Here is a 20,718-nt window from a genome sequence, read left to right as displayed (position 1 = left end):
TCAAAGGAAAGATTCGTGGCATACTGTGCAGTGTCACCCTGCAACCCATCGAGACCATGACTTTTACGCTACGCCCTTATCAACGTGAAGCGGTGGATGCCACCCTCGCCCATTTTCGCAAACATGCTGAACCCGCCGTGATTGTGCTGCCTACCGGCGCAGGAAAAAGCCTGGTGATCGCTGAACTGGCACGGCTCGCTCGTGGCCGTGTACTGGTGCTGGCACACGTCAAAGAACTGGTGGCGCAGAATCATGCGAAATATGTGGCGCTGGGGCTGGAAGCCGATATTTTCGCCGCCGGGTTGAAGCGTAAGCAGAGCCACCGAAAAGTGGTGTTCGGCAGCGTACAGTCGGTGGCGCGCAACCTGGAGCAGTTTCAGAGCGAGTTTTCCCTGCTGGTGGTCGACGAGTGTCATCGTATCAGCGACGATGACGACAGCCAGTACCAGCAAATCCTCAGCCACTTGCGCGAAGTGAACCCTCACGTGCGTTTGTTTGGCCTTACCGCCACGCCTTTTCGGCTGGGAAAAGGCTGGATTTACCGCTTTCACTATCACGGCATGGTGCGCGGCGACGAAAAAGCGCTGTTCCGCGACTGCATTTATGAGCTGCCGCTGCGTTATATGATCAAGCACGGCTATTTAACACCGCCGGAACGGCTGGATATGCCGGTCGTGCAGTACGATTTCAGCCGCTTACAGGCGCAAAGTAATGGGCTGTTCAGCGAGACCGATCTTAACCGCGAACTGAAAAAGCAGCAGCGCATTACCCCGCATATCATCAGCCAGATTATTGAATTCGCGCAAACGCGCAAAGGGGTGATGATTTTTGCGGCGACCGTCGAGCATGCGCGGGAGATTACCGGCCTGTTACCCGCAAACGATGCGGCGCTCATCACTGGTGAAACGCCAGGCCCGCAACGCGATGCGCTGATTGAGGCATTCAAAAATCAGCAGTTCCGTTACCTGGTTAACGTGGCGGTGCTGACCACCGGTTTCGATGCGCCGCATGTTGATTTAATTGCCATTTTACGACCAACGGAATCCGTCAGCCTGTATCAGCAAATTGTCGGACGCGGCCTGCGACTTGCACCCGGTAAAACCGACTGTCTGATCCTTGATTATGCCGGGAACCCTCACGATCTCTATGCGCCGGAAATTGGTGCGCCGAAAGGCAAAAGCGATAACGTCCCGGTGCAGGTTTTCTGCCCCGGCTGCGGCTTCGCCAACACCTTCTGGGGAAAAACTACCGCCGACGGCACGCTGATTGAACACTTTGGTCGCCGCTGCCAGGGCTGGCTGGAAGATGATGAAGGCAACCGCGAGCAGTGTGATTACCGTTTTCGCTTTAAAAACTGCCCGCAGTGCAATGCGGAAAACGATATCGCGGCCCGCCGCTGCCGCGCCTGCGATACCGTGCTTGTCGATCCGGACGATATGCTGAAAGCAGCGCTGAAGTTAAAAGATGCGCTGGTGCTGCGCTGTAGCGGCATGACGTTGCAACACGGTGCCGATGAGAAAGGCGAATGGCTAAAAATCACCTATTACGATGAAGATGGCGCCGATGTCAGCGAGCGCTTCCGTCTGCAGACACCTGCCCAGCGAACCGCTTTCGAACAGCTGTTTATCCGCCCGCATACGCGCACGCCCGGCGTGCCACTGCGCTGGATTGTCGCCGCCGATATCGTGACGCAACAGGCGCTGTTGCGTCATCCCGATTTTGTGGTCGCCCGCATGAAAGGGCAGTACTGGCAGGTGCGGGAAAAGGTGTTTGATTATGAGGGTCGCTTCCGGCGGGCGCATGAATTGCGCGGGTAAACGTACTTTTGATTGATGTATCGAACGTTCGAGGATAGAATACCGCCCGCTTTTGCATCCGCAAAGCCGATCATCTGCCTGTTGCTGGGTCGCCTGTAACAGGATTTATTTAAGAGAGATTTAAATGTTTACTATTAACGCAGAAGTACGTAAAGAGCAGGGTAAGGGTGCGAGCCGCCGCCTGCGCGCAGCGAACAAGTTCCCGGCAATCATCTACGGTGGAACTGAAGCGCCGATCGCTATCGAACTGGATCACGACAAACTGTGGAACATGCAGGCGAAAGCTGAATTCTACAGCGACGTTCTGACCATTGCAGTTGATGGCAAAGAAGTAAAAGTAAAAGTTCAGGCTGTACAGCGTCACGCGTTCAAAGTACGCCTGACTCACATCGACTTCGTTCGCGCTTAATCGCCGACAAGTTGAAGAAAACCCCGCTCCGGCGGGGTTTTTTTATGCCTTATCAACGTCGATACGCGGCTCGCTGAGTCATATGGCGGCTCACGTCGTGCGTAAAAGAAAACCTGCCCAAATGAGCAGGTTTCAGAGGATTACTTCCCACCCGTGAATCGGCGTTGCAGTTGATCGCGCAGATTCGGCGGCGTGCCTTTGATGGTCAGCGTATCCGTAGCCGGATCCCAGAAAATACGTTCGCCCAGCAGCAAAGCATCAAAGTTGATCGTCAGACCACCGCCGCTGCCCGCAAATTTGGTCAGCTGTCGCAGGGTACTGCGATCCGCCGGGAAACTCTCTTCCAGCTCGTAGCCCTGGCCTGCGGTAAACTCTTCGAAGCTTACTTCGCTGACGCCCGCCAGCTCTTTAGAGAGCGATGCCAGTTCAATCTCTTCGCCCGCCTGCAACTGCTCATTGCAGTAGGTATAAACCTGCTGGCGCACGGTCTGGCGTTCTGATTTATCCAGTTCGGCCTGCGCGGTGAAGTCGTCTACCGCCTGCAACAGACCGCGGTTTTGCGCTTTCGCGTTCAACCCTTCGCTGGCACCGAGGAAATCCATAAAGAAGTCTGCGACTTTGCGCCCTACTCGCCCTTTCAGGAAGGTCAGATAGCGGGTTGATTCCGGATTAGTTTCCCACTCGGTTAAATCAATGCGCGCCACAATATCGGCATGATTAATATCGAGATAATGCGTCGAGCTGATGTCGAGATTTTCATTGACGCGCATGCTGCTTAAGTTGTTCAGCACCGCCACCAGCAGATACTCCACCGCCAGGTAGCGGTAGTGGCAAAACAGCACAATACCGCCATCAGCAAACGGATATTTCGCCAGTTCATCACGTAAGCGCCCGGTTGCCGCGCGGCTGAAAGCAAGGAACTCTTCCTCGCCCTGACGCTGAAGACGCAGCGCCTGCGCCAGTTCGCTCTCTTCGTTAAACAGACCGTAGGCTTTATTTTTGGCGCTGTATACCCGATGCAGTTCCGCCATCATCTCTTCGACAGGTGCGGTCGGTTCCAGCAAAGAATCGCGCAGCACCAGTTCAAGGGTTTGCTCATCGCGCTTGATAAGCTGGTGCAGGGCAATCTGGTTGATGTCCAGACTCATGATAAACTCTCCTTTTAGACGGCGGTATTCAACCACCACCAACGCAACTGTGCAACTGCTGATAAAAAAGCAGAAAAAAAGCGATTGCTACGGTAATATGTTGCCCTTTCATGAGTAAACAGATTCCGATTTATGCCACAAATCTCCCGCTACAGTGATGAACACGTTGAACAGCTGCTCAGTGAGCTGGCAAACGTGCTGGAAAAACACAAAGCCCCGACCGATCTCTCCCTGATGGTGCTGGGCAATATGGTGACGAACCTGATCAACACCAGCGTCGCCCCTGCACAACGTCAGGCGATCGCGAAATCGTTCGCTCAGGCTTTACAATCGTCAATTGGCGACGACAAAGCGCATTAAGGGAAATATCGACAGTCTATGGTGACCAATCGTCAGCGCTACCGTGAAAAAGTCTCCCAGATGGTAAGCTGGGGGCACTGGTTTGCGTTGTTCAACATTTTGTTGTCCATCGTTCTCGGTAGCCGTTATCTGTTTGTCGCCGACTGGCCGACTACCCTCTCCGGGCGTATCTATTCTTATCTCAGCGTGGTTGGGCATTTCAGCTTTCTGGTGTTCGCCACCTACTTGCTTGTGCTCTTCCCGCTGACGTTTATTGTAATGTCGCAGCGCCTGATGCGCGTGCTGTCCGCCATCCTTGCGACGGCGGGCATGACGCTGCTGCTGATCGACAGCGAAGTATTTACCCGTTTCCACCTGCATCTTAATCCTGTTGTCTGGGAACTGGTGATTAACCCGGACCAGAACGAAATGGCGCGGGACTGGCAGCTCATGTTTATCAGCGTGCCGGTGATCTTGCTAATTGAGATGTTATTCGCCACCTGGAGCTGGCAGAAGCTGCGCAGCCTGACGCGCCGTCGCCACTATGCCAAGCCGCTGGCCGCCTTTTTCTTCGTCGCCTTTATTGCCACGCATGTGATGTATATTTGGGCCGACGCCAATTTCTATCGCCCGATTACCATGCAGCGCGCTAACCTGCCGCTCTCTTATCCTATGACCGCGCGACGTTTTCTGGAAAAACACGGTTTGCTGGATGCGCAGGATTATCAGCGCCGACTGGTGGAACAAGGCAGCCCTGAAGCCGTCTCCGTACAATACCCCTTAAGCGATCTGCGCTACGCTGATATGGGTTCCGGTCAGAATGTACTGCTGATTACCGTTGATGGCCTCAACTATTCACGTTATGAAAAACAGATGCCGCAACTGGCCAGCTTTGCACAGCAGAACGTCAACTTTACGCAGCATATGAGTTCCGGCAACACTGCTGACAATGGCTATTTCGGCCTGTTCTACGGCATCTCGCCGGGTTACATGGACGGCGTGCTGTCGGCGCGTATTCCGGCGGCGCTGATCACTGCCTTTAACCAGCAGGGTTACCAGCTTGGCTTGTTCTCTTCGGACGGCTTCAGCAGCCCGCTCTACCGCCAGGCACTGCTCTCCGATTTCTCATTGCCAGCCGCGCAAACACAGAGTGACGAGAAAACCGCCTCGCAGTGGATCAACTGGCTGGAGCATTATGCGCAGGATGATAATCGCTGGTTCTCGTGGATTTCGCTGAACGGCACGGCGTCTCTGGACAGTTCGCAGCCAAACTTCGCGCGTAAATACAGCCGCGCGGCGGCAGATGTCGATGCGCAAATCGGGCGCGTGCTGGATGCGCTGCGCGCGACGGGCAAGCTGGACGATACGGTGGTGATTATTACCGCTGGCCATGGCGTTCCAGAAAGCAAAGCGGACGATAGTTTCGAATGGTCGCGCAGCCGGCTGCACGTTCCACTGGTCATCCACTGGCCGGGAACGCCGGCGCAGCGTATCAATACGCTGACGGATCATAAAGATGTGATGACCACGCTGATGCAGCGGCTGCTGCATGTCAGCACGCCAGCCAACGCCTGGTCACAGGGGCAGGATCTGTTTAACGTACCGCGCCGCCACAATTGGGTCACCGCGGCGGGCGGCGGCACGCTGGCGATAACCACGCCGGAGATGACGCTGGTGCTGAGTCCTAACGGCAATTACCATACCTGGAATGCGCAGGGTGAGAAGATCCGCGATCAAAAACCGCAGCTCAGTTTGTTGCTGCAAGTGTTAACGAATGAAAAACGTTTTATCGCTAACTGATTGATTAATTATGAATCACTCAGGTGCCCCTCTGCTTGCAATCAGCAACGAAAAGGGTACTATTAGCGCCACATGTCGGCACGTAGCGCAGCCTGGTAGCGCACTGTCATGGGGTGTCAGGGGTCGGAGGTTCAAATCCTCTCGTGCCGACCAAAATTCTCCAAAAAAAACCAACCCATGCGGTTGGTTTTTTTTATGCCTGTAATTTACTGAAGGTAATACGCGGCGTCAGACAAACACGCTTACCTGGCATCGACCACGGTACAGTTGATCACGCTACCGCCCGGATAACTCAGTTTAAACCGCTGTCCGTTAGCCGGAATGGCTTTATCAGACAAAGAGAGTGAATAGCCATCCGCTAACATTTTTGTCGATTCATCCACTTCATATGTGTTGGTATTCACCGTCCATGCAGGGCTAAATTTGTTACCTCGGGCATTAATGCAATCTGCTTTTAAGGTGTAGACCCCATTTCGCGAAGTGGCAGACTTTGGCAGCAATTCCGCTTTACGCTTATTGCCGGGCTTTACAGATGCCGTCTGTAACTGGTTTTGCAGGGCTCCGATCTGCTTATCTTTCGTGTTCATCTGCGATCGCAGTGAGTCCACATAATCAGAGGACGAATGATTAGCCACAGCACCACCCGTAACATAACCGCCAACGCCCAGGACAATACTGAATACGAACAGCTTTTTAATCCAGCCGCGCAGAATACCCAACTTTTCATCTTGTTCCTGTGAAGTACGGTGCCACTTGATTGCCAGTTCTTTTGCTTCGCGCAAATCGGCAGGGTTACCTCTGGCGGCAGCTAAAGCATTTTCAAGATGTAAAACCCTGCGCCGCTCATCATCAAATGAACGTTGCAGCGCCGCATATTCCGCTCTGAGCGCTGCCAACTCGGCACCGTGCTGTGCCTCCTCCTTACGGACCAGAAACGCTTTGGGATTGAGCCCTTCTTTTTGCATCGCAGCGGCGGCCGTTCTAAGCGCCTGCGCAGCCTCATACGCGCTGGAATTATTCAGTGCGCTACCGATCATCTTTTTTATTTTTTCCGTCATCCTGTTTCCCTGTTACAGGCCGCACATTACCGTAACTCATTGTATCTAAAAGTGCAGGCTTGCCAAATATCGGATATCCATCAACTAACAGGTAAAAAAAAACCGCAACGCATCCGTTACGGTTTTATTTTTTCGGAAAGGCAATTACAACGCGATATCCGCAACCGTTTCGCCATCGTTGTGCGGCTGGGTCGTTGGCTTCTGCACCGGTGGTGTGGCATCTGCTACCAGAGACTCGTCGCATTTCAACCCAAGGATCTCGCTGGTGTAGCGCAGCTCTGCATCGGCAGCTTCAATATTGCCGTTAAGTTGCGTACCAAAAGAGGGGATGATCTCTTTCAGCTTCGCTTGCCAGGCTGCGGAAGCAAAGCGTTCAGTAAACACTTTCTCCATCAGCTCAAGCATAATCGGCGCCGCGGTAGATGCCCCCGGCGAGGCGCCCAGAAGCGCAGCAATAGTACCTTCTTTATCGCTCACCACTTCGGTGCCGAGGCGCAGTACGCCGCCCTTCCCGGCTTCACGTTTGATGATCTGTACACGCTGACCCGCCTGCCACAGACGCCAGTCCTCTTTCATCGCCAGCGGGTAGTATTCCCGCAGTGCGTCGAAGCGGTCATCTTCGTTTTGCAGTACCTGGCTGACCAGATATTTTACCAGGCTGAAGTTGGTCATTCCCACCGTCAGCATCGGTAAGATATTGGATGAGTTGGTCGAACGCAGCAGATCCCACAGCGAACCGTTTTTCAGGAAACGTGTTGAGAAGGTCGCGAACGGTCCGAACAACAGCACACGTTTACCATCAATAATGCGGGTATCAATATGCGGAACCGACATCGGCGGTGCGCCAACGGTCGCCTGACCATAGACTTTTGCCAGATGGTGGTTGACCACATCCGGGTTCTCCGCCACCAGGAACTGGCCGCCAACCGGGAAACCGGCATAGTCTGCCGCTTCCGGAATACCGGATTCCTGCAACAATTTCAGCGCCGCGCCGCCCGCGCCAATAAAGATAAACTTCGCTTTTACCACGCGCTCGCCGCCACCTTTCAGGTTGCTGAGCGTCACGCTCCAGCTGTTATCGGCATTGCGTTTGAGGCTGCGAACTTCCGTGCTCAGTTGCAAAGAGAAGTTCTCTTTTTTCTGCAATGAGCCAATCATCTGGCGCGTCAGTTCACCGAAGTTAACGTCGGTACCAATCTCGGTGCGGGTAGCGGCGATTTTTTGCTTCGCATCACGCCCTTCCATCACCAGCGGCGCCCACTGTTTGATCTGCTCGGGATCTTCGGAATAGCGCATACCGCGGAACAGCGAACACTGCTGCAACGCTTTGTAACGGGCACGCAGGAAGTTCACATTGTCATCGCCCCAGACAAGGCTCATATGCGGTACGGTGTTAATAAATGAGCGCGGTTCGCGCAGCACACCGGTTTTGACCTGATGCGCCCAGAACTGGCGAGAAATACGGAACGCTTCGTTGATTTCAATCGCTTTTTTAATGCTGACCGTGCCGTCAGCCGCGCGCGGGGTGTAGTTCAGCTCCATTAAAGCAGCATGGCCCGTACCGGCGTTGTTCCAGCCGTTCGAGCTCTCCTCTGCCAGGGCATCCAGCCGTTCCACCATCGTAATCGACCAGTCGGGTTCGAGATCTTGAAGCCAGGTACCCAATGTGGCACTCATGATCCCACCACCGATTAAAAGCACATCTGTTTCCTGCTCTTTCGATGCGGACGCTTTCGCTGCCTTTGAGACAGCATTTAGCCCGACAGCCATCGAAAACAGCCTGGCAGTCATTCTTTTCATGGTATTAATGCCTTACTTTTAGTGCTGTTTTATTCGCATTTATTGAGGGTAAAGTAGTTAACCCTCCTAACGTAGCACTTAAGAAGTGAGATTTAAATAATGTTTAAACATTAAATATTCATTGTATAAATGTTACTAATAAGTTGATTTTCCAGATTAGATTTAACACTTATTGTTGACCCGCCGCGGTTAAAATCTGCTATTATTTTGCGCTTTGCCAAACGCACCGATGCCGTTTGCGCGCCTGTTGTTGAACGCCACACCGACCTGCGAACCTTATGACTGAAAAATTACACTCCCCGGCAAACCGTAGCGTTGATGTCCTGCGTTCCCCGTCATTATTGACCCGTGAATGTCTGGCTGGCGTGATCACTGCGCTGGCGCTGATCCCGGAAGTGATCTCTTTCTCGGTGATTGCCGGTGTCGACCCGAAAGTGAGCCTGATTGCCTCGGTCGTACTGTGCCTCAGCATGTCTTTTTTGGGCGGACGCCCGGCGATGGTGACGGCGGCAGCGGGGTCAGTCGCTCTGGTTATCGGTCCCATGGTTAACCAACACGGTATGGAATACATCCTCCCGGCGGTTTTACTGGCGGGGGTGATTCAAATTCTCTTCGGTCTGAGCGGTATGGCGCGACTGATGCGCTTTATTCCTCATGCGGTGATGACCGGTTTCGTCAACGCACTTGGCATTCTGATCTTCTTTGCACAAATCCCCCATTTCTGGAGCAAAGACCCGCTGATTCTGGGGCTTTTCGTACTGACGCTGCTGATTGTACTGTGGCTGCCGCGCTGGGTAAAAAGCATCCCTGCGCCGCTGGTTGCCATTGTGTTACTCACCGCGTTTACTCTCTTCAGCAGGCAGATTCTGCCGACCGTGGGCGATGAAGGCCCAATGCAGGGCGGATTACCGGGGATAAGCTCATTTCTGGTTCCGCTCAACTGGCAGACATTGAATATCGTCTGGCCCTGCGCGCTGAGTATCGCCTTTGTTGGTTTGATGGAATCCCTGCTGACCGCCAAACTGGTGGACGATTTAACCCATACGCCTTCGCACAAAGGCCGCGAGAGCGCCGGGCTTGGCATCGCCAATATTCTGGCGGGGTTCTATGGTGGAATCGCTGGCTGTGCGATGATCGGTCAGACCATTGTGAATGTGGAGATGGGTAAAGGTCGCACGCGCGTCTCAACGCTGGCCGCCGCGCTGGTGCTGTTGCTGCTGGTGACAGCACTCAGTAGCGTGATGGCGAAAATTCCGATGGTTGTGCTGGCGGGTATTATGGCCATCGTTGCCTTTAAAACCTTTAACTGGGGCAGCCTGCAACCGGCAACGCTCAGGCAGGCGCCGGTCATGGAAACGGTGGTGATGCTGGTCACGGTGGTCGCTACCGTCAGTACCGGTAACCTGGCGATTGGTGTGCTGGGCGGGCTGGTCACGCTGGCGCTCACGCCGCCAAGGTGGCGTAAGTCAGCAAACGTTACAGCAAAAACAGCGTCGCCAGCCCAAGAAAAATAAAGAAGCCACCGGTATCCGTGATCGCGGTGATCATCACGCTGGAGCCAACCGCCGGGTCGCGCCCCAGCCGGGTCATGATCATCGGGATCAACACTCCCATCAACGCCGCCATCAATAAGTTCAGCACCATCGCCAGCGTCATGACGCCGCCCAGCGCCGCATCGTCGTACAGCCACCATGTGATGCAGCCCATAATGCCGCCCCACACCAGACCGTTAATCAACGCGACGCCAAGTTCACGCATAATCAGGAAAGCAAAGTTGCCCGGCTGAATGTTTTGTAACGCCAGGGCGCGCACAATCATGGTAATAGTTTGGTTGCCGGTGTTGCCGCCAATCCCGGCGACAATCGGCATCAGCGACGCCAGCGCCACCAGTTGCGAAATGGTGTGTTCAAAACCGTCGATCACGCGCGAGGCGATAAATGCCGTACACAAGTTGATAGCCAGCCACGCCCAGCGGGTTTTCACCGCTTTGCTTACCGGGGCAAACACGTCTTCTTCGGCGCTCAGACCGCCCATCTGACGCAAATCGTTATCAGTCTCTTCATAGACCACATTGACGATCTCATCGATGGTCAGACGGCCCATCAACATTCCGTTATCATCGACCACTGCCGCGCTAAGCAGGTTGTCACGCTCGAAAGTACGCGCCACTTTTTCCGCGTCCTCTTCCGGAGAAAAGGCCACCGGATCCGCATCCATCACTTCGCTGACCCGCCTCCCGGCGGCATTGAGCAAAATGGTTTGCAACGCCAGTTCCCCCATCAACCGGTTATCACGGCCGATAACAAACAGTTTGTCGGTGTTGTCCGGCATTTTGCCGAGTCGTCGCAGATAGCGCTGAACCGCCGCCAGCGTTACTTCAGAGCGCACGGTGATCACCTCGAACTCCATGATCGCGCCGACACAGTTTTTGCCGTAGCGCATCACTTCCCGCATGCGGTTACGCTCTGCGCGCGGTAATGTCGCCATTAAGCGGCCGGTCAGGTTACGCGGCAGATGCTGCACCAGCCAGATTTGGTCGTCGATATCCAGCGTTTGCAGTGCATCGAGCAGCGCGCGGTCGCTCATCTCATCAATCAGGTCATCCCAGACATTTTCCGACGCTTCAAGCAGAACTTTGCCGCGTTTATCATCGCTCACCAGCCGCCATAATGCGTGGCGTTCATCTACCGGCAAGGCCTCCAGCGTATCGGCGAGATCCGGTGGCGGCAAGTGGGAGACCAGCGCGTTAACCTCTGCCAGATCCCGCTCCAGCGCAGCGCTATCCACCTGCTCGGCGAGGGTGAGTTGTCCGAGCAGTGAGGCGGTAAGCGGTTTATGGGTGATCAGTAACCAAATCAGGCGCGCACGCTCCTCGTCGCGCAGTTTGACGCTGTTTTTTTTGCTCAATGACATTAGCCGTTCCCTGAATGCAAAGCGCCCTGAAGCCGGGGCCGAATAGACTTAAGCATAGCGGCAGCTTTTGTAAAAAATAATAAACAGCGGGGGCGTTTGGTGAAAAAAGGAGCGAATGCCCCCTTCGCTCGAAGAGGGCGCATTGCTCAGGCAGTGCGGGAGACGGCGTCGCGGGAAGCTTGCGCGCGCTCTTCACCGACCAACTCAGTCAACTGACCATTGCGCATCTCCAGCAGGCGGTCGGCGTGGGTAAAATAGTGATCATCGTGGCTGATGGCAAAAATGGTTTTCCCCATCTGTTGCATCAGCGGCAGCAACACCTGGTAGAAATCGCGGCGGAAATGGGGATCCTGATCGGCCGCCCATTCGTCAAGCAACAAAATATCGCGCTCTTCCGCCAGCGCCAGCAGCAGCGCCACGCGCTTTTTCTGCCCTTTCGAGAGCTTCAGATTGAGGATCTTGCCGTTGTTCAGTTCCAGTTTATGCGCCATCTTCAACTGATCCAGCCACTTATCGACCAGCGCCGGATCCGCCGGTTTACCTTCCGGCCCGAGCAGATCGTCAAACAACCAGACATCGGTAAACACCGCCGAGAACAGTTTGCGATAATCTTCCGGGCGATCCTGCGCCATCGGTTTACCATCCAGCAGGATCTCGCCGGAAACTGGCTGATACAGCCCGGTCAGCAGCATCGCCAGCGTTGATTTACCGCTGCCGTTGCCCCCAATCAGAAACACCAGTTCGCCCCGGTTCAGCGTCATGTTGATCGGGCCGACAGAGAAATCATTCTCCTGATATTTAAAGGTCACGTTGCGCAGCTCCAGCGTTTTCCAGCCGGGAAAAGCCTGCGGACGCGGAAATGCTGGCTGATACGGCGCCAGAGCAAAATGCTTCAGTTTTTTGAAAGCAACCTGGGCGCTCAACAGCGTCGGCAATGCGCCGACCGCCGACAGCAACGGCGTACGTAAAAATAGCAGCGTCAGCGAATAGGTTGCCGCAACGTTGGTATCCGCCCAGCCCAGACTATTTGCCATCCAGAACACGAGGCCAATCGCGCCGAGCATCATAATGTTCGACCAGTTGACGGCGCTGAGATGGAAAGTGTCGGCACGAATAATATGGTGGCGGTACTCGCGCGCATCCGGCAGGTACATCTTCTCGAAAATATGTTCGGCGCGTTCCCGATTCAGATTCAGCTCTTTGCGCCCTTCCAGCACCGTCTGGAAATCGTTATAGAGCTTGTCTTCCGTCTCGCGCAGCGTCGCCATATGTTTATACACGCGGGAAACCAGAATAAAGCCGCCCCAGATGGTCAGCGCCATCCACAGTGCAGTGATCACCAGCATTTTGCCGGATAGCATCGCCAGATAAATGCACGAACCTACAGTCAGGATAATGCCCTGCACCAGTTCCGGCAGGCGCACAAAAGCGATGGTGATGTTGCGCACATCGCTGGTCAACCCGGCCAGTAGCGACGCGCTGCCCAGTTGTTCAATGCGCTCCACCGGCGTATCGAGGATCCGTTTGATAAATTCACTACGCAGACGGTAAATGAAATGGTGGCCGAGCGTGGTCAGCGCCAGTTGCGAGCCGAGTGTCACCGCCATTAACAGCAGCAGCAAGCCGAGAAATTCCGGTAGCACGGCCAATGATATATCGACGGTTTCGATCAGACGCTGGTTAATAAAAGCGATCAGCCCGATACCCAATGCAGCGCTGGCAAGGGTAAGCGCCAGTACCGCCACGAATGGCCAGCGATACTGCCGCCAGACAAGAAGAAGGAGTTCCATAACAACGGCCCGGTCAACAAAAACAGCCAGCAGTTTAAACGGACACTGTTTTACATCAAGAATAATTCTTATTTTTATTCGCTGTTGCCAGCCTGGCGGAACGTCAGGTTGTAACGACACTCGCCAGTCACCGGGTGATAACCCGCTTTCAGCGGCGCGATGCCATGATAAAAGAGCCGCGATTCACCGCCCCACACCACAATATCGCCATGTTCCAGCATCAATCGTTGCAGCGGATCGTTACGCTTCAGCCCACCAAACTGGAAAATAGCCGGTAAGCCCAGCGAGACAGAGACAATCGGCGCGCGCAAATCAGGTTCGTCCTTATCCTGATGCAGCGATAACTTCGCACCAGGCGCGTAACGGTTGATCAGGCAGGCATCCGGGCGAAACTCAGGGTAACCCGCCGCAATGCTGGCTTTATGACATAGCGCCGTGAACGCAGCCGGCATTTCCGGCCACGGCTGCGCCGTTTGCGGATCGACAGGCGCGTAGAGATAACCGTGCTGATTAGTCGTCCAGCCAAGCCTGCCGCAATTGGTCATCGCCACGGACATGGTATACCCACCCGGCGTGACCATATGGCGCAGCGGCGACTGGCCAACCACCTGCGCAATGCCGCGCATCAGCGCTTCCACATGTGGCAGCGCGAAACGGCGCAGCACCACCGCGCCGGGCGCCAGCGGCTCCTGCCAGGGTTCTTCATCGGCAAACAAATCGAGCATTAACTCTCCTCTTTTTTCGCTTCCCGTTGCAGTAGTTGCGCTTTGCGTGCGATTCCCCAGCGATAACCGGAGAGCGCGCCATCGCCACGTACCACGCGATGACAAGGGATAACAATCGCCAGCTTATTCGCTGCGCAGGCGCTGGCCACCGCCCTCACCGCACCGGGTTTGCCTATTTGCTGCGCAAGGCGCTGATAGCTGATCGTTGTGCCAGCAGGGAGTTCGCGCAGCGCCTGCCATACCTGGAGCTGGAAAGCCGTGCCGCGCAAATCCAGCGGCAATGTAAATGGCGCATCCGCACGATCAAGACGGCGGATCACCTGCGCGACGCGTTCAAGCATCGCCTCATCGCCCTGCACGTTTCGGGCATGAGGAAAAATCGTATGCAGTTCTGCCAACAGTTGTTCATCACTGTCGGCCAGTAAAATGGCACAGATGCCCCGTTCACTTTCCGCCACCAGACAGCGCCCCAGCGCACAGTCACTCAGGGCGTAACGAATATCAGCATCGTCACCGCCACGGCGAAACTGACGCGCCGTCATTCCCAGCGCGGCATCCGCCTGGCGATAGTAGCTGCTACTGTCGGGGAACCCCGCCGCCAGCACGGCATCGGTCACCGTGTCGCTCTCTGCCAGCGTGTTGCGCAGACGCCGGGCGCGGAAGGCTTGCTGCCAGGCTTTCGGTGTCATCCCGGTCACCGATTTAAACAGGCGATGAAAATGGTACGGACTGATGCCCACCTCAGTTGCCAGTTGATCGAGGGTGACAGGCGTATCCTGCTCCAGCAATCGACAAGCGGTGGCCACTTTATCCAGCCGCTGCTGTTGCGGATGCGCTTTATCGGGCTGGCAACGTTTGCATGGGCGAAAACCCGCGGCAACAGCGCTATCGGCATCCGGGAAGAAACGCACATTCTGGCGCAGGGCGTGGCGCGCGCGACAAGACGGGCGGCAGAAGATACCGGTGGTCAGCACCGCAAAAACAAACTGACCATCCGCCTGTGGGTTGCGCGCCAGCACCGCCTGCCAGCGCTGTTCATCAAGTAAAGTCGTCTCGTTCATGTCAGGCTCCTTATTTAAGCTTAGCCCCACTGTGCACGCTCGCGAAGAACCCGACACCCGCAATCTTGCGTTTTAATTTTTTTCGCTGACCAGGAAGGAAGAAAATTGCGGCGACATCCAGGTGCTAAAACCGTCACCCTCTTTCATGATCATAAATACCGCCAACCCTTCTCGCGTCACCACTTTTTTGGCTTTATCGGTACCCAGTACCATTAAGCCGGTGTCCCACGCATCCGCTTCCAGCGCCGTAGGTGCAATCACAGTGACCGAAACCAGGCGGTGATCGATGGGACGCCCGGTGCGCGGATCGATAATATGCGAAATACGTTTGCCATCCAGCTCGTAATAGTTGCGATAACTTCCGGAGGTGCTGATCCCATGACCGTTAATATCGACCACGGCTTGCGCGACATTTTCACGATCGGTCGGTTTCTGAATCGCTACCTGCCACGGCTGGCCCTGCGCATTCATGCCCCGGCTGGCAAGCGCGCCGCCGACGGAAACCAGATAGCGGGCAATCCCTTCATGCTCCATAAGCCGCGCCAGATGATCCGCCGCATAGCCTTCACCGACTGTCGATAAATCGACGAACAGATCCGGCAGATCTTTTTGCAGGAATTGTTCCCCCGCGCGGTTAATCACCGTCAGATGCTGCAAGCCGGTACGGGCTTTTGCCGCATCGATTTGCGCCTGCGTTGGGCTGACTATCGGTTGTTTATCCGGACCAAATCCCCACAGATTCACCAGCGGCCCAACGGTAATATCCATTGCACCGTCCGTTTTTTCCCCGACCCGCAAAGCGATGGTCACGATATCCGCCATTGCGGCGCTGACCGGCCAGGGCGCGGTACTGGTCGCGTGATTAAAGCGCATTAGCGCAGAATCGCTCTTCCACGTTGACATTAAACGATCGTCAGCATCCAGCTGAGCCTGAATTTTTTGCTGTAGCGCCTGAGCGCGCTGCGCATCAATATCCACCAGACTAACGCGCCAGAAAGTCCCCATCGTTTTGCCTTCCAGCACGGTTGGTTGCGCCTGTTCGCTGCGATCGCAGCCAGCCAATAACAGCAGCGAGGCGGCCACGAAGCTGCGGAAAATAGTCATTGTCATTGCTTGTTATCTCCTTGCTGGCGGCAAGCGTACATCAAAAACCGGACAATAAAAAAGGCGCCTTGCGGCGCCTTAGCAATCGTTGTGGCGAACTTAGAACTGGTAAACCAGGCCCAGTGCAACGATGTTGTCGGTAGAGATACCGGCAGAACGGGTAAAGTCGTTGTCGTCCAGCAGGTTGATTTTGTAATCAACATAGGTGGACATGTTTTTGTTGAAGTAGTAGGTCGCGCCAACATCGATGTATTTCAGGATATCCTGATCGCCGTAGTTAACGGTACCGGTGTTGTTGGTGATGTCCTTACCTTTAGATTGCAGGTAAGCGATGGACGGACGCAGACCGAAGTCGAACTGGTACTGAGCAACCACTTCGAAGTTCTGTGCTTTGTTAGCAAAACCGTAGATATCGCTGGTGCTCTGAGAGTTACCGAAACGAGTTGCGTTATAGGTCTGAGAGTACTGTGCCGCCAGGTAAATATTGTTGGCATCGTATTTCAGACCGCCGCTGTACACTTCAGCGCGGTCGCCTTCACCGAACAAAGCAGCATTGGTAGTCACGTTCTGGTCAGCAGTACGACGAGAAGAAGACATTGCACCACCGACGCTGAAGCCTGCGCCCAGATCGTAGGTCAGAGATGCACCGTAGCCATCGCCATTCTGTTTCAGCGTGCTACGACCTGTGTCGTTTTCACCACTGACGCTGCCGTTTTTACCCTGATACTGCAGAGCAAAGTTCAGGCCATCAACCAGACCGAAGAAGTCGGTGTTACGGTAGGTGGCAAGGCCGTTTGCACGTTGTTGCATGAAGTTATCTGAACCGTAAGTGTCGCCGCCGAATTCCGGCAGAACGTCGGTCCAGGACGTTACATCGTAAATTACGCCGTAGTTACGACCGTAGTCGAAAGAGCCTGCATCAGTCACGCGGATACCGGCGAAAGCCACACGAGTCCATGCCTGATCGCTTGCAGATTCAGTGTCGTTAGCCTGAACGTTATATTCCCACTGGCCGTAGCCAGTAACCTGATCGTTTACCTGAGTTTCGCCTTTGAAGCCGAAACGCACGTATGTCTGATCGCCATCAGAACCTTTGTCGTCAGAGAAATAGTGCAGACCATCTACTTTGCCGTACAGATCTAATTTGTTGCCATCTTTGTTATAAACTTCAGCCGCATTTGCTGCGCCTGCTACCAGCAGAGCTGGTACCAGAAGGGACAGTACTTTAACTTTCATTTTATTAACCCTCTGTTATATGCATTTTTATTTGCCACTGCTTGCTGACTAACCCTCTAATCAGCTGGCAAATTCATTGTGCTTAAAATAGGAAAATAATCCATCGGGAATATGATACGAAAACTTTGAAGATGTTTCATATTTAATGATAGATGTTTCAATTTGTAAAATCCAGGGAACTTTTTATAGCACGAATAGCTAATTGATATCGCACAAATAATCAAATAAAATTAAAAACACCATAAAAAACAATCACATAAATAAAAATAAATGATAGCACTGAATGCAAAAACGAAATCTCTAATCGTCACTAAAATACAACACGCTATCATCATTAACTTTATTTATTATCGTCATTCGAATCTGAATGTCTGTTTACCCCTCTTATGACCGAATGCCCTGCATTCGGTTTTTTTTACCTTTCTTTACTTAACTTGAATAATAATCTACATATAATAACTATTTGTAACGACTATTAATTAATCAACAAACGTGCCAGATTTATCTTATTGACTTAGGAATTTAATTAATTTCTTGTTATTTATTGCGTTCTTCTTATTCAGCACTGAGAAATATTTGTACAATCTCCACGTTTTGTACATTTTTGCCGCTTCGTTTAAATGAGAGACAAAAAGCCACATTCTGCGGATAATGGCTGAAAAGAGAGTCTGGAAATTCACTCATTAACCGATATACTGCCTGCTGTACACTGCTCTGCAACACATCTATTTGTAGTCCGCGCACGACAGGCGGTAGTTACGGCATGGCAGCAACATTGTTTCAGCGGATGCTGAGCGTCACCTGCAGTGTTGTCATAACGGGTTACACACAAGAATGAGTCAATCTGACACAATGATTCCTGGCAAATTTTCCCTGATACCGGGCAACATTACCCGTTTCTTCCTCTTATTGATTATTGTCCTGCTGGTAACGATGGGGGTGATGATCCAGAGCGCGGTCAACGCCTGGCTGAAAGATAAAAGCTATCAAATCGTCGATGTTACGCATGCCATCCATAAGCGTATCGACACCTGGCGGTATGCTACCTGGCAGATCTACGACAATATCGCTGCGGCTCCGGCGACCACACCGAGCGAAGGTTTACAGGAAACGCGTCTGAAACAGGATGTCTATTACCTCGAAAAACCGCGCCGCAAGACAGAAGCGCTGATTTTTGGTTCGCACGACAGCTCCACGCTGGAGATGACACAGCGCATCTCAACGTATCTCGATACACTGTGGGGCGCAGAAACCGTTCCATGGTCGATGTACTATCTGAACGGCCAGGATAACAGCATGATCCTGGTTTCAACGTTGCCTCTAAAAGATCTGACCTCGGGTTTTAAAGATTCCACCATCAGCAATATCGTCGATTCCCGACGCGCAGAAATGTTGCAGCAGGCTAACGCCCTCGATGAGCGCGAAAGTTTTTCCTCCCTGCGCCGTCTGGCCTGGCAAAATGGCCACTATTTTACGCTGCGCACCACCTTTAACCAGCCGGGTCACCTGGCGACGGTGGTTGCGTTTGACTTGCCGATTAACGATCTGATCCCGCCGGGCATGTCACTGGACAGCTTCCGCCTCGACCCTGATAGCACGCAAAATACCACACGCGGGCAGGATAAAGAGACCACAGATAATGTGACCGTCAACTTTAATAGCTCGCGTATTGAGATTGCTTCTGCATTGAACGGCACCGGGCTGCGTCTGGTGTGGCAGGTTCCTTTCGGTACGCTGCTGCTCGACACCCTGCAAAACATTCTTTTACCGCTGTTGCTGAATATTGGGCTGCTGGCGCTGGCGCTATTTGGCTACACCACCTTCCGTCAGCAACCGGGCCGTAAGACGGATAGCCTGGCGGCGCCGGGAGCAAACAACGAGCTGCGCGTGCTACGAGCTTTCAACGAAGAGATTGTCTCATTACTGCCGCTTGGCTTGCTGGTACACGATCAGGAAGCTAACCGCACTGTGTTGAGCAACAAAATAGCCGACCATCTGCTGCCGCACCTGAATCTGCAAAATATCACCGCCATGGCGGATCAACACCAGGGCGTCATCCAGGCCACCATAAATAATGAGCTGTATGAAATCCGCCAGTTCCGCAGCCAGGTGGCTTCACGTACGCAGATCTTTATTATTCGCGACCAGGACCGCGAAGTGCTGGTCAACAAGAAGCTAAAGCAAGCGCAGCGTCTGTATGAGAAGAACCAGCAGGGTCGCGCCGCCTTTATGAATAATCTGGCTGACTCGCTGAAACAGCCGGTAAAGGCTCTCGCTGCTGAAGCGGCCGCCCTTGAAAACAAAGAGGGCAATCACGTCGCCGATCACGCCGACAGGCTGGTACAACTGGTGGATGAAATTCAGCTGGCCAATATGCTGGAAAGCGATAGCTGGAAAGGTTCGCCTTCCGTGTTCTCGATTCAGGATCTGATTGATGAAGTGGTGCCGGAAGTTCTGCCAGTGATCAAGCGTAAGGGCCTGCAATTGTTGATCAACAACCCGCTGCCGGCTAACGAGGAGCGCCACGGCGATCGCGATGCGTTACGCCGAATCCTACTGCTTTTGATCCAGTACGCGGTGACGACCACGCAAATGGGTAAAATCACCCTTGAAGTGAATATGGATGAATCGGCAGAAGATCGCCTGACCTTCCGTATTCTTGACACTGGCACAGGCGTAAATACCAGTGAAATTGACAATCTGCACTTCCCGTTCCTTAACGATACACAGAGCGATCAGTACGGAAAAGCAAACGCCCTCACCTTCTGGCTGTGCGATCAGTTAGCCAGAAAGCTCGGTGGGCATTTGAATATTAAGGCCAGGGAAGATCTGGGCACCCGCTACTCTTTGCATGTTAGAATGGCGGCCCGCTCACCGCAGGTTGAAAGCGAAGAGAAATTGCTCGATGATGTTGTCGCGATGATTGACATCACCTCGAATGAAATCCGCAATATCGTAGTTCGCCAGTTGGAAAATTGGGGTGCAAGCTGTATTTCCCCGGATGAACGTCTTTCAAGTCAAGAATATGATCTCTTTTTGACAGATAATCCGTCTAATCTTACAGCCTCAGGCTTGCTTTTAAGCGATGATGAGGCCGGTGTGCGGAAAATTGGCCCAGGCCAATTGCGCGTTAACTTTAATATGAGCAATGCAATGCAGGGAGCAATATTGCAGCTTATAGAAGAGCAACTGGCGCAGGAAGATGTACCGGAATCGCCATTGGGAGGCGATGAAAACGCGGAACTCCATGCCAGCGGCTATTATGCACTGTTTGTTGACACAGTACCCGATGATGTTAAGAGGTTGTATACTGAATCAGCGTTACGCGATTTCGCTGCGCTGGCGCAGACAGCACACCGCCTGAAAGGTGTGTTTGCTATGCTAAATCTGGTACCTGGTAAGCAGTTGTGCGAAACGCTGGAGCAATTAATTCGTGAGAGCGATGCTCCAGGCATAGAAAATTACATCAGCGACATTGACGCTTACGTCAAGAGCTTGCTGTAGCAAGGTAGCCTAAT

15 protein-coding genes and 1 tRNA gene are annotated in these 20,718 nt (G+C 53.5%); 7 read left to right on the top strand and 9 right to left on the bottom strand.

Features of this window, described 5'->3' with window-relative positions; all coding sequences use genetic code 11:
• Positions 1–56: 56 nt before the first annotated feature.
• Positions 57–1,817, top strand: coding sequence for a DNA repair helicase RadD (gene radD, locus Y71_RS08605; RefSeq protein ID WP_007371142.1), 1,761 nt, complete (start codon positions 57–59; stop codon positions 1,815–1,817).
• Between the two features lie 124 nt (positions 1,818–1,941).
• Positions 1,942–2,226 carry a 50S ribosomal protein L25 gene (gene rplY, locus Y71_RS08600; protein WP_007371141.1) on the top strand — a complete coding sequence of 95 codons (285 nt, stop codon included), beginning with the start codon at positions 1,942–1,944 and terminating at the stop codon, positions 2,224–2,226.
• A 140-nt stretch (positions 2,227–2,366) separates the two neighbouring features.
• On the opposite strand, the gene yejK is transcribed toward rplY, so the two are convergent.
• Positions 2,367–3,374, bottom strand: a complete 1,008-nt coding sequence (yejK, locus tag Y71_RS08595) for a nucleoid-associated protein YejK (RefSeq protein WP_007371140.1) — start codon at positions 3,372–3,374, stop codon at positions 2,367–2,369.
• Positions 3,375–3,506: 132 nt separating this feature from the next.
• Between yejK and Y71_RS08590 the strand changes: the two genes are divergently transcribed.
• The 3 genes from Y71_RS08590 (at position 3,507) to Y71_RS08580 (ending at position 5,666) form a co-directional block, all read left to right on the top strand.
• On the top strand, positions 3,507–3,734 hold the full coding sequence (locus tag Y71_RS08590) for a YejL family protein (protein ID WP_007371139.1): 228 nt from the start codon (positions 3,507–3,509) through the stop codon (positions 3,732–3,734).
• An 18-nt stretch (positions 3,735–3,752) separates the two neighbouring features.
• Positions 3,753–5,513 carry an LPS biosynthesis-modulating metalloenzyme YejM gene (gene yejM / locus Y71_RS08585; RefSeq protein ID WP_007371138.1) on the top strand — a complete coding sequence of 587 codons (1,761 nt, stop codon included), beginning with the start codon at positions 3,753–3,755 and terminating at the stop codon, positions 5,511–5,513.
• Between the two features lie 76 nt (positions 5,514–5,589).
• A tRNA-Pro gene (locus Y71_RS08580) sits at positions 5,590–5,666 on the top strand.
• An 89-nt stretch (positions 5,667–5,755) separates the two neighbouring features.
• On the opposite strand, the gene Y71_RS08575 is transcribed toward Y71_RS08580, so the two are convergent.
• Positions 5,756–6,571: a hypothetical protein gene (locus Y71_RS08575; RefSeq protein ID WP_007371137.1), complete on the bottom strand. Its 816-nt coding sequence runs from the start codon at positions 6,569–6,571 to the stop codon at positions 5,756–5,758.
• A gap of 144 nt (positions 6,572–6,715) precedes the next feature.
• Positions 6,716–8,371, bottom strand: a complete 1,656-nt coding sequence (gene mqo, locus Y71_RS08570; RefSeq protein ID WP_007371136.1) for a malate dehydrogenase (quinone) — start codon at positions 8,369–8,371, stop codon at positions 6,716–6,718.
• 278 nt (positions 8,372–8,649) lie between these two features.
• Between mqo and Y71_RS08565 the strand changes: the two genes are divergently transcribed.
• Entirely contained in the window at positions 8,650–9,885 is a 1,236-nt protein-coding gene (locus tag Y71_RS08565) for a SulP family inorganic anion transporter (protein ID WP_007371134.1), read from the top strand.
• On the opposite strand, the gene mgtE is transcribed toward Y71_RS08565, so the two are convergent.
• The 6 genes from mgtE to Y71_RS08535 all read right to left on the bottom strand — a co-directional run bounded on the left by mgtE (position 9,848) and on the right by Y71_RS08535 (position 17,200).
• A complete protein-coding gene (gene mgtE / locus Y71_RS08560) occupies positions 9,848–11,284 on the bottom strand; it encodes a magnesium transporter (protein WP_007371133.1) in 1,437 nt (478 codons plus the stop codon). The genes Y71_RS08565 and mgtE overlap by 38 nt on opposite strands.
• 146 nt (positions 11,285–11,430) lie before the next feature.
• Positions 11,431–13,074: a multidrug ABC transporter permease/ATP-binding protein gene (locus tag Y71_RS08555; protein WP_007371132.1), complete on the bottom strand. Its 1,644-nt coding sequence runs from the start codon at positions 13,072–13,074 to the stop codon at positions 11,431–11,433.
• Positions 13,075–13,148: 74 nt separating this feature from the next.
• Positions 13,149–13,799 (bottom strand): DNA oxidative demethylase AlkB, encoded by a 651-nt coding sequence (gene alkB, locus Y71_RS08550; RefSeq protein WP_007371131.1) that lies wholly within the window; start codon positions 13,797–13,799, stop codon positions 13,149–13,151.
• The gene (gene ada / locus Y71_RS08545; protein WP_007371130.1) at positions 13,799–14,860 is read right to left on the bottom strand and encodes a bifunctional DNA-binding transcriptional regulator/O6-methylguanine-DNA methyltransferase Ada; all 1,062 of its coding nucleotides are present in this window, start codon (positions 14,858–14,860) and stop codon (positions 13,799–13,801) included. Before ada ends, alkB begins: the two co-directional genes overlap by 1 nt.
• 72 nt (positions 14,861–14,932) lie before the next feature.
• Positions 14,933–15,970, bottom strand: coding sequence for an FAD:protein FMN transferase ApbE (gene apbE / locus Y71_RS08540; RefSeq protein WP_007371129.1), 1,038 nt, complete (start codon positions 15,968–15,970; stop codon positions 14,933–14,935).
• A 93-nt stretch (positions 15,971–16,063) separates the two neighbouring features.
• Positions 16,064–17,200: a porin OmpC gene (locus Y71_RS08535; RefSeq protein WP_007371128.1), complete on the bottom strand. Its 1,137-nt coding sequence runs from the start codon at positions 17,198–17,200 to the stop codon at positions 16,064–16,066.
• A gap of 834 nt (positions 17,201–18,034) precedes the next feature.
• On the opposite strand from Y71_RS08535, the gene rcsD reads away from it, so the two are divergent.
• Positions 18,035–20,704 (top strand): phosphotransferase RcsD, encoded by a 2,670-nt coding sequence (rcsD, locus tag Y71_RS08530; RefSeq protein WP_081120726.1) that lies wholly within the window; start codon positions 18,035–18,037, stop codon positions 20,702–20,704.
• The last annotated feature ends 14 nt before the right edge of the window (positions 20,705–20,718 follow it).

It is taken from the genome of Kosakonia radicincitans DSM 16656, assembly GCF_000280495.2.
Taxonomy (GTDB): Bacteria; Pseudomonadota; Gammaproteobacteria; order Enterobacterales; family Enterobacteriaceae; genus Kosakonia; species Kosakonia radicincitans.
The sequence above is the reverse complement of the archived record's forward strand: the minus strand, read 5'-3'. Positions and strand labels throughout refer to the sequence as shown.

Excerpts from the sequence above, each read along its gene's own strand:
- radD (WP_007371142.1), top strand. The coding sequence starts at position 57 with ATGACTTTTACGCTACGCCCTTATCAACGTGAAGCGGTGGATGCCACC.
- rplY (WP_007371141.1), top strand. The coding sequence starts at position 1,942 with ATGTTTACTATTAACGCAGAAGTACGTAAAGAGCAGGGTAAGGGTGCG.
- yejK (WP_007371140.1), bottom strand. The coding sequence starts at position 3,374 with ATGAGTCTGGACATCAACCAGATTGCCCTGCACCAGCTTATCAAGCGC.
- Y71_RS08590 (WP_007371139.1), top strand. The coding sequence starts at position 3,507 with ATGCCACAAATCTCCCGCTACAGTGATGAACACGTTGAACAGCTGCTC.
- yejM (WP_007371138.1), top strand. The coding sequence starts at position 3,753 with ATGGTGACCAATCGTCAGCGCTACCGTGAAAAAGTCTCCCAGATGGTA.
- Y71_RS08575 (WP_007371137.1), bottom strand. The coding sequence starts at position 6,571 with ATGACGGAAAAAATAAAAAAGATGATCGGTAGCGCACTGAATAATTCC.
- mqo (WP_007371136.1), bottom strand. The coding sequence starts at position 8,371 with ATGAAAAGAATGACTGCCAGGCTGTTTTCGATGGCTGTCGGGCTAAAT.
- Y71_RS08565 (WP_007371134.1), top strand. The coding sequence starts at position 8,650 with ATGACTGAAAAATTACACTCCCCGGCAAACCGTAGCGTTGATGTCCTG.
- mgtE (WP_007371133.1), bottom strand. The coding sequence starts at position 11,284 with ATGTCATTGAGCAAAAAAAACAGCGTCAAACTGCGCGACGAGGAGCGT.
- Y71_RS08555 (WP_007371132.1), bottom strand. The coding sequence starts at position 13,074 with ATGGAACTCCTTCTTCTTGTCTGGCGGCAGTATCGCTGGCCATTCGTG.
- alkB (WP_007371131.1), bottom strand. The coding sequence starts at position 13,799 with ATGCTCGATTTGTTTGCCGATGAAGAACCCTGGCAGGAGCCGCTGGCG.
- ada (WP_007371130.1), bottom strand. The coding sequence starts at position 14,860 with ATGAACGAGACGACTTTACTTGATGAACAGCGCTGGCAGGCGGTGCTG.
- apbE (WP_007371129.1), bottom strand. The coding sequence starts at position 15,970 with ATGACAATGACTATTTTCCGCAGCTTCGTGGCCGCCTCGCTGCTGTTA.
- Y71_RS08535 (WP_007371128.1), bottom strand. The coding sequence starts at position 17,200 with ATGAAAGTTAAAGTACTGTCCCTTCTGGTACCAGCTCTGCTGGTAGCA.
- rcsD (WP_081120726.1), top strand. The coding sequence starts at position 18,035 with ATGAGTCAATCTGACACAATGATTCCTGGCAAATTTTCCCTGATACCG.